General features: G+C 67.5%; 15 protein-coding genes. 14 read left to right on the plus strand and 1 reads right to left on the minus strand.

Annotated features, from left to right (window positions below):
* Positions 1-200: 200 nt before the first annotated feature.
* A complete protein-coding gene (locus tag U4Y88_RS30215) occupies positions 201-1,451 on the minus strand; it encodes a methyltransferase domain-containing protein (RefSeq protein WP_321788439.1) in 1,251 nt (416 codons plus the stop codon).
* A gap of 39 nt (positions 1,452-1,490) precedes the next feature.
* Between U4Y88_RS30215 and U4Y88_RS30220 the strand changes: the two genes are divergently transcribed.
* The 14 genes from U4Y88_RS30220 (at position 1,491) to hypB (ending at position 12,328) form a co-directional block, all read left to right on the plus strand.
* Positions 1,491-1,691 (plus strand): hypothetical protein, encoded by a 201-nt coding sequence (locus tag U4Y88_RS30220; RefSeq protein WP_321788440.1) that lies wholly within the window; start codon positions 1,491-1,493, stop codon positions 1,689-1,691.
* A 194-nt stretch (positions 1,692-1,885) separates the two neighbouring features.
* Entirely contained in the window at positions 1,886-2,932 is a 1,047-nt protein-coding gene (locus U4Y88_RS30225; protein ID WP_321788441.1) for a HoxN/HupN/NixA family nickel/cobalt transporter, read from the plus strand.
* Between the two features lie 164 nt (positions 2,933-3,096).
* Positions 3,097-4,215 (plus strand): hydrogenase small subunit, encoded by a 1,119-nt coding sequence (locus U4Y88_RS30230; protein WP_290371056.1) that lies wholly within the window; start codon positions 3,097-3,099, stop codon positions 4,213-4,215.
* Positions 4,212-6,002 carry a nickel-dependent hydrogenase large subunit gene (locus U4Y88_RS30235; RefSeq protein WP_224005405.1) on the plus strand — a complete coding sequence of 597 codons (1,791 nt, stop codon included), beginning with the start codon at positions 4,212-4,214 and terminating at the stop codon, positions 6,000-6,002. Before U4Y88_RS30230 ends, U4Y88_RS30235 begins: the two co-directional genes overlap by 4 nt.
* A 20-nt stretch (positions 6,003-6,022) precedes the next feature.
* On the plus strand, positions 6,023-6,754 hold the full coding sequence (gene cybH / locus U4Y88_RS30240) for a Ni/Fe-hydrogenase, b-type cytochrome subunit (RefSeq protein WP_321788443.1): 732 nt from the start codon (positions 6,023-6,025) through the stop codon (positions 6,752-6,754).
* Position 6,755: 1 nt separating this feature from the next.
* A complete protein-coding gene (locus U4Y88_RS30245; protein ID WP_321788444.1) occupies positions 6,756-7,436 on the plus strand; it encodes a HyaD/HybD family hydrogenase maturation endopeptidase in 681 nt (226 codons plus the stop codon).
* Between the two features lie 5 nt (positions 7,437-7,441).
* Positions 7,442-7,798, plus strand: a complete 357-nt coding sequence (locus U4Y88_RS30250) for a HypC/HybG/HupF family hydrogenase formation chaperone (RefSeq protein WP_224005396.1) — start codon at positions 7,442-7,444, stop codon at positions 7,796-7,798.
* Complete coding sequence (locus U4Y88_RS30255; protein ID WP_321788446.1) at positions 7,795-8,244, plus strand: hydrogenase; 450 nt, start codon at positions 7,795-7,797, stop codon at positions 8,242-8,244. Before U4Y88_RS30250 ends, U4Y88_RS30255 begins: the two co-directional genes overlap by 4 nt.
* A complete protein-coding gene (locus U4Y88_RS30260) occupies positions 8,241-9,119 on the plus strand; it encodes a hydrogenase expression/formation protein (protein ID WP_321788448.1) in 879 nt (292 codons plus the stop codon). The genes U4Y88_RS30255 and U4Y88_RS30260 overlap by 4 nt, the downstream gene beginning before the upstream one ends.
* Complete coding sequence (locus U4Y88_RS30265; protein WP_321788449.1) at positions 9,119-9,337, plus strand: rubredoxin; 219 nt, start codon at positions 9,119-9,121, stop codon at positions 9,335-9,337. The genes U4Y88_RS30260 and U4Y88_RS30265 overlap by 1 nt, the downstream gene beginning before the upstream one ends.
* Positions 9,324-9,935 (plus strand): [NiFe]-hydrogenase assembly chaperone HybE, encoded by a 612-nt coding sequence (gene hybE, locus U4Y88_RS30270; RefSeq protein WP_321788451.1) that lies wholly within the window; start codon positions 9,324-9,326, stop codon positions 9,933-9,935. Before U4Y88_RS30265 ends, hybE begins: the two co-directional genes overlap by 14 nt.
* On the plus strand, positions 9,932-11,029 hold the full coding sequence (locus U4Y88_RS30275) for a HupK protein (protein WP_321788452.1): 1,098 nt from the start codon (positions 9,932-9,934) through the stop codon (positions 11,027-11,029). Before hybE ends, U4Y88_RS30275 begins: the two co-directional genes overlap by 4 nt.
* A complete protein-coding gene (hypA, locus tag U4Y88_RS30280; RefSeq protein ID WP_224005370.1) occupies positions 11,022-11,363 on the plus strand; it encodes a hydrogenase maturation nickel metallochaperone HypA in 342 nt (113 codons plus the stop codon). Before U4Y88_RS30275 ends, hypA begins: the two co-directional genes overlap by 8 nt.
* 65 nt (positions 11,364-11,428) lie before the next feature.
* Positions 11,429-12,328, plus strand: coding sequence for a hydrogenase nickel incorporation protein HypB (gene hypB / locus U4Y88_RS30285; RefSeq protein WP_321788454.1), 900 nt, complete (start codon positions 11,429-11,431; stop codon positions 12,326-12,328).
* Positions 12,329-12,339 lie beyond the last annotated feature (11 nt).

Raw genomic sequence — 12,339 nt, forward strand, 5'->3', positions numbered from 1 at the left:
CAATTTCTGTGGACAACCAGGTGCCTGTTTTCTGGTCAGTGTGTGCTGTGTGCCAAATCCTGGCATCGCTTTAAAAAACTCAGTCGGATCAGCGAGTTGGCCAAGTCACCCAAAGGTTACTCACAGGGCTATCAACGAAAACTGTGGAGAACTTTGTGTGCTGCGGTGGGGCTGCGCTTCCCCCAAGCTAATCCGCCCTTTCAATACTCCCCCTCGCCATCCTCCTCCACCCCACCAAAATCCGCCCGCATCGCTCGCGCAATCGTTCGCTCGACGGCGCTCGTCGCCACTTTCTCCAGGCGCACGCGCATGAAACTCGCCTGCTCACGCTCCACGATCGCGTTGCGCTCATCGAGATACTCCAGGCTCACCACCGTGAACCGCGACTCGAACCAGCCGAGATACCAGAACCACTCCGCGTAGTAGATCCATGACCGCTCATTGAACGCGCGCACGTGTGTCGGGTCCTGCCACGCGGCGAGCGCCTTTTCATAAGGCACCTCGATCAACATCTGCGCACCGTGCTTCAACAAGTGCAAACAGTTCGTCATGAGCCGCGGCAGATCGCCAACGTGTTCGAGCACGTTATTCGCGTAGATGAACGACAACGAATCCGCGCACAACTCCACCGGGCCGACCGTCGCGCAATCGATACGCGCAGGCAGTTCGAGCGGCGCGGACAGATCAAGCAGCGCATCCGGTTGCGCCTGTTCGAGAATATCGACGTTGAACCAGCCCGGCATATAGTCCTTGCCCGAACCGATATGCAAACGCTCGGGCCGCCACGGCGTGCTGGCCCCGGTTCGCGTCGCGAAGTGGCGCTCAGCCCGAGCAAGCACCTCGGCGTACTGATCGAGCACATCGTGTGATGTGAAATTCCGCAGCTTCGCACGCGCCGCATCCGCGAATTCCGGCGCGCGAAAATCGCGCTCGAAAAACGGCTTGATCGCATCGGGCGCAACCCAAAACACACTGTCCTCGAATTGCTGCGGCGGCGCGGCGCGCGCCGAGCGTTCGCTGATCACCGGCGTCCCCAGCGACAGACACTGGAACACGCGTGCCTGTTCGAAGCGCGCGCTCTCGTAGAAATGGCAATTGAACACGGCTTTCGCGCGCCGGATTTCCACGTCGCGCTCCGGGCCGAAGATGCCGTACGGCAGCACGGCGACACGGCATCCGCCGGCCTCGATCTGCTGGAGCATGGCCATGCGCCGCTCGTTCATGCTGCCGAAAAACAGCAGATCGACGGGACGCTCCTCGATCGGCATGACGGGCTCGCGCGACAGATACGGCGCGTGACCGAACGACACGATCGCGACATCCGCGTCTTTGCGATAAGCCGCTACGTTGGCCGCGTCGTAATCGACCACCATCGACGCCGCCAGCAGCTGCAAATACGCCTGCGACACCCGCGAGCCGCCCTCGCCCAACTGCTCCAGATTCACGAACACACAGCGAAAGCGCTCCGTGAGCCCCGTCTCGAACCCGGCATGCGCGCCGAAAACGAAGTTAAGCGCATCGTGCCGCAACCGGTTCTTCCCGAGGCTCACCTGCGCGCCCAGGCGCCTGAACTGATGACGAAAGAAGCGCGCCTGATCGAGGAAACCCAGCGCGTGGACGTTTCCGCCGGGCTGGACGATGCAAAGGTGGATCGGCGATGTGAGCATGGTCGTGGCAATCGCAAAGCGTGACGATCAGGAAGCCGCAACTATGTGGGCATCTGGGCAAGCCATCGCGCTCACGCCCCTCCCCCTTGCGCCCGATCAACCCCCGCGCAAAACCCGCGCCCCCAATAACTCGATGCTGTTACCGTGCGCGCTCAATTTCGCCTGAGCGCCGACCCGCACGCGCGCCAGGCGCCACGCACCAGCCCGAGCACCGCTTCATGACGCCCGCCTCCGCCCCGCCCTTGCGCCGCAAGATCGCCGCCATCTACGCCTTTCTGCTGGCCCTGAATACGGGTGCGTGGCTGTGGGCCATCTGCGTGTTCCGCGATCATCCGGCGCTGCTCGGCACGAGTCTGCTCGCGTGGTCGCTGGGCCTGCGTCACGCTTTCGACGCCGATCACATCGCCGCCATCGACAACGTCACGCGCAAGCTCATGCAGGCCGGGCAGCGTCCACTCGAAGTCGGCCTTGCGTTCTCGCTCGGCCACTCGACGATCGTTGTAATCGCAACCATCGTCATCGCCGCTACGGCGGCCTCGTTCCAGGGGCCGCTGGAAAAATTTCGCGACACCGGCGCGCTGATCGGCACCTGCGTCTCGGCGGCGTTTCTGTTCGCAATCGCGCTGCTCAATCTGCTGATCCTGCGTTCGGTGTTGCGCACCTACCGGCGCGTGCGGCGCGGCGAAGCCTGGAGCGAAGCCGATCTCGACGTCCTGCTCGCGGGCCGCGGCCTGCTCGCACGGCTGCTGCGCCCGCTCATGCGCCTCGTCACGCGCGGCTGGCACATGTATTTCCTCGGCTTCCTGTTCGGTCTCGGCTTCGACACGGCGAGCGAAATCGGCCTGCTCGGCATCGCCGCCGCGAGCGCCACGCAAAACCTGCCGATCTGGTCGATCCTCGTGTTCCCCGCGCTGTTCACGGCCGGCATGACGCTCGCCGACACCACCGACAGCCTGCTCATGCTCGGCGCCTACGGCTGGGCGCTCGACGATCCGCTGCGCAAGCTGCGCTACAACCTCGCGATGACCGCGCTCTCGGTCGTCGTGGCGATCGTCGTGGGCGGCATCGAGGCGCTGTCGCTGATCGGCCAGCGGCTGCATCTCGAAGGCGGCGGCTGGCGCGTCGTCGACACGCTCGGCGACCAGTTGGGCCTCGGCGGCTTCGTGGTCGTCGGCCTGTTCGCCGTCGGCTGGCTCGCGTCGATGGCGCTCTTTCGCGCGCGCTCGGGCGCGTCCGCCTCGCGCGCGCCCGCCCGCCATTCCTGATGTTTTCTGACAGTGCAGCAACGCGGCTTGCCGCCGAATAAGCCCGCACGCATCGGAATTATCCGATAGCCATTCTGAATTGATGCTCGTCAAAACAAGATGGGCATCCAAGCCAGATGATTCCAGTTTTTCGCAGCCCACAAGGTCAATCAAAGGAGGCCATCTTGGAGACGTTCTACGACGCCATGCGCGCACAGGGTGTGACGCGGCGCAGCTTCCTGAAGTTCTGCAGCCTCACGGCCACCGCGCTCGGGCTCGGTTCGGCGTTCGTGCCGCGCATCGCGCACGCGCTCGAAACGCGGCCGCGCACGCCGGTCATCTGGCTGCACGGGCTCGAATGCACGTGCTGCACCGAATCGTTCATCCGCAGCGCGCACCCGCTCGCGAAGGACGCGATTCTCTCCATGATCTCGCTCGACTACGACGACACGATCATGGCCGCCGCCGGCCACCAGGCCGAGGCCATCCTCGAAGACATCCGCACGAAGTACAAGGGCAATTACATCGTCGCCGTGGAAGGCAATCCGCCGCTCAACGAAGACGGCATGTTCTGCTTCCCCGGCGGCGAGCCCTTCGTCGAAAAGCTCAAGCGCGTGAGCGCCGACGCCAAGGCCGTGATCGCCTGGGGCGCGTGCGCCTCGTGGGGCTGCGTGCAGGCGGCCAAGCCCAATCCCACGCGCGCCACGCCGATCGCCGACGTGATCCTCGACAAGCCCATCGTCAAGGTGCCGGGCTGCCCGCCGATCCCCGAAGTGATGGCCGCCGTGATCACCTACATGGTCACCTTCGACCGCCTGCCGCCGCTCGACCGCCAGGGGCGTCCGAAGATGTTCTACGGCCAGCGCATCCACGACAAATGCTATCGGCGCCCGCACTTCGACGCGGGCCAGTTCGTCGAAAGCTGGGACGACGAAGGCGCGCGCAAGGGCTACTGCCTCTACAAGATGGGCTGCAAAGGGCCAACCACCTACAACGCCTGCTCGACGGTGCGCTGGAACGACGGCGTGTCGTTCCCGATCCAGTCGGGCCACGGCTGTCTGGGCTGCTCGGAAAACGGCTTCTGGGACAAGGGTTCGTTCTACGACCGCGTGGTCGACATCAACCAGTTCGGGATCGAGCAGAACGCCGACCGCATCGGCATGAGCGTCGCGGGCGTGGCGGGCGCGGCCATCGCGGCGCATGCGGTCGTCAGCGCGATCAAGAGCACGGTGCTCAAGCGCAACGACCTCAAGCCGCTGCACGAAACGAACGACAACAACAATCATCAGGAGCCCCGACAATGAGCTACGCAACCCAGGGCTTCACGCTCGACAACAGCGGCCGACGCGTGATCGTCGACCCGGTCACGCGCATCGAAGGCCACATGCGCTGCGAGGTCAATCTCGACAGCAACAACGTCATCACCAACGCCGTGTCCACGGGCACGATGTGGCGCGGCCTCGAAGTCATCCTCCGGGGCCGCGATCCGCGCGACGCGTGGGCCTTCGTCGAACGCATCTGCGGCGTGTGCACGGGCACGCACGCGCTCACCTCGGTGCGCGCGGTGGAGAACGCGCTCGGCATCGCGATTCCCGAGAACGCGAACCTCATTCGCAATCTGATGCAGGCCACGCTGTGGGTGCACGACCACCTCGTGCACTTCTATCACCTGCACGCGCTCGACTGGGTCGACGTGGTGAGCGCGCTCAACGCCGATCCGAAGCGCACCTCCGAACTCGCGCAGAGCATTTCCGACTGGCCGCTGTCGTCGCCGGGTTACTTCCGCGATCTGCAATCGCGGCTGAAGCGGTTCGTCGATTCGGGCCAGCTCGGGCCGTTCCGCAACGGCTACTGGGGCCATCCGGCCTACAAGCTGCCGCCCGAAGCGAATCTGATGGCCGTCGCGCATTACCTCGAAGCGCTCGATTTCCAGAAGGAAATCGTCAAGGTCCATACGGTGTTCGGCGGCAAGAATCCGCATCCGAACTGGCTCGTGGGCGGCGTGCCCTGCGCGATCAATATCGACGACGTGGGCGCGGTCGGCGCGGTCAACATGGAGCGCCTGAATCTCGTTTCGCAGATCATCGACCGCACGATCGAATTCGTGCAGAAGGTGTATCTGCCCGACGTCGTCGCGATCGCCTCGTTCTACAAGGACTGGGCGGCGATCGGCGGCGGCATTTCGGGCCAGTCGGTGCTCTCGTACGGCGACTTCCCCGACCACGCCAACGACTACAGCGACAAGAGCCTGCTGGTGCCGCGCGGCGCCGTCGTGAACGGCAACTTCAACGAGATTCTGCCCGTCGATCTGCACAACCCCGAGGAAGTGCAGGAGTTCGTCGCGCACTCGTGGTACCGCTATCCCGACGGCAAGCAGGGCCTGCATCCGTTCGAAGGCGTGACGGAGCCGCATTTCGAACTGGGCGGCGCGACCAAAGGCCATCGCACGAAGATCGAGCAGATCGACGAATCGGGCAAGTATTCGTGGATCAAGGCGCCGCGCTGGCGCGGCCACGCGATGGAAGTGGGCCCGCTCGCGCGCTATCTGATCGGCTATCACCAGAATCGCGCAGACATCCGCGAGCCGGTGGACGCGCTGCTCGCGAAGCTCGGCGCGCCCGTTTCCGCGCTCAATTCCACGCTCGGCCGCACGGCCGCGCGCGCGCTCGAAGCCGACTGGGCCGCCACGAAGATGAAGTACTTCTTCGACCGCCTGATCGGCAATCTCAAGGCCGGCGACACGGCCACCGCGAACGTCGACAAGTGGGAGCCCGCGTCGTGGCCCGCGCAGGTCAAGGGCGTCGGCTTCACCGAAGCGCCGCGCGGCGCGCTCGGCCACTGGATCCAGATCCGCGACACGAAGATCGACAACTACCAGTGCATCGTGCCCACCACGTGGAACGGTTCGCCGCGCGACGAGCAAGGCCAGATCGGCGCGTTCGAGGCCAGCCTCATGAACACGAAGATGGCGAAGCCCGACGAGCCGCTCGAAATCCTGCGCACGCTGCATAGCTTCGATCCGTGTCTCGCCTGCTCGACGCACGTGATCGGGCCGGCGGGCGAGGAACTCGTCAACGTTCAGGTGCGCTAAGGCGCGCAAGCGAGGTCGCAATGTCCAGGCAAAAGCAACTCAAGACCTATGGTTTCGACGGCAACGCGCCCGCCGAATTCGAAGGCAAGCGCGTCACGTCGGTCTATGTGTACCAGGCGCCCGTGCGCCTGTGGCACTGGCTCACCGTGCTCGCCGTGATCGTGCTCACCGGCACCGGCTTTCTGATCGGCAAGCCTGTGCTGCCCACGCTTTCGGGCGAGGCCAGCGCGCATTTCATGATGGGCTGGCTGCGCTTCGCGCACTTCACGGCAGGCTACGTGCTCGCCGTGGGGCTCGTGTTCCGCGCGTGCTGGGCGTTCTTCGGCAATCACTTCTCGCGCGAGATGTTTCTCGTGCCCATCTGGGACCCGCAGTGGTGGCGCGAACTCTTCTACGAGTTCCGCTGGTATCTGTTCCTCGCGCGCTATCCGAAGAAATACGTGGGCCACAATCCGCTCGGGCAACTCGCGATGTTCGGCTTTTTTGTCGTCGCCGTGCTGATGTGCGTGAGCGGCTTCGCGCTCTATGGCGAAGGTCTCGGCACGAAAAGCTGGGCCTCGTACACGTTCGGCTGGGTCATCTCGCTCGTCGGAGAAAACAGTCTCGCGCTGCATGGCTGGCACCGTCTCGGCATGTGGAGCATCGTGCTGTTCGTGATGATTCACGTGTACGCGGCCATCCGCGAAGACATCATGTCGAAGCAAAGCATGATCTCGACGATGATCAGCGGCTTCCGCATGTTCAAGAGCTGACATGCGCGCTTCGATTCCTGATTCGCCAAGCGTGGCTCAAAGCGCGCCGCACATCGTCGTGCTCGGCATCGGCAACGTGCTGTGGGCCGACGAAGGGTTCGGCGTGCGCGCCGTCGAGGCGCTCAACGCGCAGTACGCATGCGCGCCGAACGTCGAACTCGTCGATGGCGGCACCCAGGGGCTCGCGCTGCTGCCGCTCGTGGAGTCCGCGCAGCGCCTGATCGTGTTCGACGCGATCGACTTCGGGCTCGAACCCGGCACGCTCGACGTGCGCGAAGGCGAGGAGGTGCCCGTGTGCCTGCAGGCGCGCCGCATGAGCCTGCATCAGATGGGTTTCGCCGACGTGCTCGCCTGCGCGCAGCTCAAGGGCCACTATCCGCAAGAGATCGTGCTGATCGGCGTGCAGCCGGTCGAACTCGACGACTTCGGCGGCAGCCTGCGCGATGCGGTCAAGGCGCAGATCGCGCCCGCCGTGGCGCAGGCGTGCCGGTTCCTCGAACGCTGGAACGCGGCGCCGCGCGCGCGTGATGGGTCGGCGTCCGCCGAGGCTTGCGCCTCGCGCGCCGAGCCGCTCAACGCCGCGAGCCTCGCGCTCGCGGCTTACGAAAACGGACGCCCGAGCGCGCGCCTCGCGAACCGCGACGGCGACACGCGCTTCTGGCAGCCCCAGGAGACAGTCTGATGTGCATGGGCATTCCGGCACGCATCGTCTGCAGTGAAGGACTCGTCGCGCAAGCGGTGACGCGTCACGGCGCATGCGCCATCGACCTCGCACTCACCGGCACGCTGCCCGCGGGCGCGTGGGTGCTCACGTTCCTCGGCGCGGCGCGCGAGGTCATCGACGCCGACCGCGCACGCGACATCGACGCGGCGCTCGATGCGCTCGAAGCCATCGCGCGCGGCGAGATCGACAGCGCGCACGCGGCGGCGGGCCTCGACCGTTATTTCGCCGATCTCACGAACCGCGAGCCGCAACTGCCCGCGCATCTGCGGGCGCGCGCCGATAGCGCGAACGCATCGGCCACCTCGGACACACCATCATGACGCTCGCTCCGCTTTCCGGCGGCCTGACCCTCGACACGCTGCGCGAACGCCTCGCGCGCCACGGTTACGTGGAAGTCGACGAACACACGCTCGACGGCGTGGCCGCGCGCACCGCGCAACTCGTGCTGCTGCCGCTCGACAACCCCGCCCAGCGCCCCGAGTTCGCCGACCTGCTCGTGATCCTGCCCGAGCTGCTGAGCCAGTTCGGCGACGACGCCTTCACGGTCGCTTACGCCTGTCCGCCCGCCGCCGCCGCGCTCGCGCGCCGCTTCGGCGTGCTGCGCCAGCCCGCGCTGGTGTTCCTCCACTTCGGCGCGCTCGCGGGCACGATCGAAGGCCTGCGCGACTGGCGCGAATACGTGCAGGCATTCGCGCGGCTGTGCGCTTCGGCGGCGCCGTCGGGCTTGCCGGGCGCATCGAACGACGCGACAGGAGTCCGCCCATGAGCCACGCCAGTTTCATCCCCATCCTGCCGCTCGTGAGCGGCCCCGGCTCGCAGCCGCAGCAACCCGGCGACGAAGCGTGGTCCTGCCTGCCGCTGCCCGTCGAAGTCGAAACCTGGCGCGCGCCCGAGTTCCCCGAACCGGGCGAGCCCGGCGCCGCCGCCGTGCTCGCGCTGCTGCGCGGCATGATCGACGCGCTCGAAAGCGCCGCGTCGCCGCACGAGGCCATCCGCTTCCCGCTCGACGCGCTCGACGCCGACGCGCATCGCCTGCTCGCGCAGGTGCTCGGCGAAGGCGAAGTCTCGGCGCGCGTCGCGCTCGATGGCGGCGCGACCGTGCAGATCCAGGAAGCGCGCTATGCGGGCGTCTGGCGCGTGGTCACCGTCGGGCCGCAAGGCGAGCGCATCGCCGACTACGTCGAGATCGCGCCCGCGCCTTCCGTCGTGTTCGAAGCGGCGGCGCGCGGTGCGGCGCATGCGCAGATTCCGCCTGTCGGCGAGACCACGCTGATGAACGCGCCGTCCATCGCCAGCGAAATCGCCGCCGTCCATGCGCGCGCCGTGCAGACCGGCGGCGCGGGCCAGCACACCATCAACTTCAGCCTGCTGCCCGTGAGCCCCGAGGATCTCGCGTGGCTCGAAGGCATGCTCGGCGAAGGGCGCGTCGGGCTGTTCTCGACCGGTTACGGCAAGTGCATGGTGATGGCCACGGCGCTGCGTCACGTCTGGCGCGTGCGCTATTTCGACGGCGCGAACAAGGTGCTGCTCGACACCGTCGAGATCACGCGCGCGCCCGACGTCGTGCTCGCCGCGCCCGACGATCTGCGCGATTCGCTGCAGCATCTGCGCGACATCGTGCAATGGCTGGAGCCGCGCTGATGTTCGAAGGCAGCTACCTCGGCAACGACGCCGCGCTGCGTCCCGCCAGCCGGCTCGAATGCAAGATCTGCTGGTGGGTCTACGATCCTGCGCTCGGCGACCCGGTCTGGGACATCGCGCCCGGCACGCCGTTCGCTGCGTTGCCCGCGCACTGGAAATGCCCCGTCTGCGACGGCGCGCGCGAGCAATTCATGGTGCTGGACGATGAACGCGCCTGACGTCGTTCGCGGCGCTTCGCACGATCGCGCGCACACGCAGGCGCGCGATCTTGCTGCTGCTCCCGCCGCTGCTCCCACCGCCGCCCCTGCCGCCGATCCCGCGCGCGATCCGTCGCGCCGCGTCGAAGCCGCGTTCACGCAGATCGCGGCCACGCGCATGCGCGATCTGCCGTATCTGAATCCGCGTCTCGCCGTGGCGGCCGTGGGCTTTCGCGAATGGCAGGCCAGCTGGATCGGCGTGCTGGTCACGCCGTGGGGCATCAATCTGCTGCAACTGCCCACCGACGACGCGCCGTTCGCCGCCTGGCGCGCCGCGGACGCCATCGAAGTCACGCTGCCCGGCGCGACGCTCGCGTTCGTGCCCGCGCGGCTCGACACGCTCGGCGATTATCGGCAGTGCTCGCTGTTTTCGCCCGCACAGCAATTCGCCGATCAGGCCAGCGCGCTCGCCACGGCGCATGAGGTGCTACGTCTGCTGTTCGAGCCGGACGCCTCGACCGGCGCGACGACAAACTCGACGAAAAACGCAACACCCGACGCCACGCCCGCGCCGCTCGCCGATCCGCGCCGTCGCAGACTGTTCGGACTTCGGCCATGAATCGCAGCCACGTTCTCACGCTGACCTTGCGCGGCGACAGCCAATGGGTCCGCGACGTGAGCGCCGAATGGCAGCCGCTGCCCGTCGAGCGCCTGTTGATCGGCGCCCGCGTCGCCGAAGCGGAAGCGCTCGTGCCCGCCGCGCTCGCCTTGTGCCGCCACGCGCATTGCGCGGCCGCGCACTGGGCGCTCGCCGCCGCGCAGCCCGGCCCGCTGCGCGCGTTCAACGCGCCACGCGACGCGCGTGTGCGCCTCGAAGCCGCGCGCGAGACGCTGCGCCGCTGGCTAATCGATCTACCCGGCGAACTCGGCGAGCACTGGGCGGGCGGCACGCTCGCGCAGTGGCCGCAACTCGACTCGCACGCGGCCATCGCCGCCTGGTGCGCCGACCATGTGTTCGGCATGCAGGCCGCGCAGTGGCTCGCGCTCGACGGCCGCGGCCAGCGCGCGTGGGCCGCGCGCCGCACGCGCGTACCGGCGCGCTGGCTCGACACGCTGCTGCGCGACGCCGACCGCGCCTGCATCGCCACCTCGGCGGGCGTGCTGCATTACGTCGATCGCGCGGGCGCCGCGCTGCTCGCGGGCGCGCCAGGCGCGCCGGGTATGCCATTCGCCGCCGCCGATGCGCCGCCGCACGCCGATCTCTGGGAGACGCCCACGTGGATGCCCGATCTCGCGTCCGGCCTGCTGATCGCGCGGCTGCAACGCCTCGCGTACTACTGCGCGCACGGCGACGACGCGCCGCCCGTTTCCGGCGGCTGGCGCGCGGGCACGCTCGGCGTCGGCTGGGCGCGCGGCGCGCGTGGCGTGCTCGTGCATCTGGCGCGCGTCGAGGACGGCGCGATCGTCGCGTGGCGCATCGTGCCGCCCACGCAATGGAATTTCGACGCGCCCACCTTGCTGCGCCAGGCGCTCGCGCAACGCAGCTGGGACGACGCGCTGCGCCGCGCCGCCCGCCTCGCGCTGCTGCTCGATCCCTGTGTCGCACACGAGATCGTCGTGCAGCGTGGCGCGCCGCGCGGCGTCGTTCAGAACACGCAGTCAGGCACGCAATCGGAAACGCAAACAGGAACAGGAGCGCAATCGCATGCATGAAATGGCCATCGCGCACAGCATTCTGGACCTCGTCGAGCGCGAGGCCGCGCGCCAGCACGCCTCGCACGTGCGCACGCTCGAACTGGAAATCGGCCAGTTGGCCAATGTCGACGTGGGCGCACTGCGCTTCGCGCTCGACGTCGTGCTGCGCGACACCATCGCTCACGGCGCGCGCGTGGACGTCGCCGAGCCGCCGGGCAGCGCGTTCTGCCTGCGCTGCGGCCACGACGTAGCGCTCGCGCGGCGCGGCGAAGCCTGCCCCGCCTGCGGCAGCTACCAGCTGGCCGTGACCGGCGGCGACACCTTGCGCGTGGCCGGCATCGTCGTGGACTGAGCGCGACGGCGCGCGGAATCTAACGCGTCCGGTTCGCGCCGGACGCATCGAAAAAGGACATCACCATGTGTACGACCTGCGGCTGCGGCCCGGACAACGTGCGTATCGAAGGCGCTCAGCTGCATGAGCACGAACATGTGCATCCGCATGAGCACGATCACGGACACGACCACGCGCACGACCACGCGCATTCGCACCAGCACGCGCACGATCACGCGCATGATCACGCACATTCGCACGCGCACGCCGCGTCGCATCCGCATCCGCATGAACACGCCCACGCGCCCGGCCGCCGCGTGCGCATGGAGCAGGACATCCTGCGCGAAAACGACCGCTACGCGCTGGCCAATCGCACGCGTCTGCGCGCGCACGGCGCGTTCGCGCTGAACCTCGTGTCGAGCCCCGGATCGGGCAAGACCTCGCTGCTCGTGCGCACGATCGAAGCGCTCAAGCACGAACTCGCCGTCGCTGTCATCGAAGGCGATCAGCAGACCTCGAACGACGCCGCGCGCGTGCGCGCCGCGGGCGCGCCGGCCGTGCAGATCAACACGGGCAAGGGCTGCCATCTCGACGCGCACATGGTCGGCCACGCGCTCGACCGTCTTCCGCCGCTCGACGACAGCCTGCTGCTGATCGAAAACGTCGGCAACCTGGTCTGTCCGGCGTCGTTCGATCTGGGCGAGGCGCACAAGGTCGTGGTGCTGTCGGTGACCGAGGGCGAGGACAAGCCGCTCAAGTATCCCGACATGTTCGCCGCCGCCGACCTCATGCTGCTCAACAAGACCGATCTGCTGCCGCACCTCGATTTCGACGTCGATGCCGCGCTCGATTACGCGCGCCGCGTCAATCCGCGCATTCAGGTGCTGTGCGTGTCGGCGCGCTCGGGCGAAGGTTTCGCGCAGTGGCTCGACTGGGTCCGCGCGGGTTGCGACGCGGCGCGCGCGCTGCGTCCCGACGCGCGCTAGCCGTGCAGCGA

It is taken from the genome of Paraburkholderia sp. J94, from assembly GCF_905220285.1.
Lineage (GTDB): Bacteria > Pseudomonadota > Gammaproteobacteria > Burkholderiales > Burkholderiaceae > Paraburkholderia > Paraburkholderia tropica_A.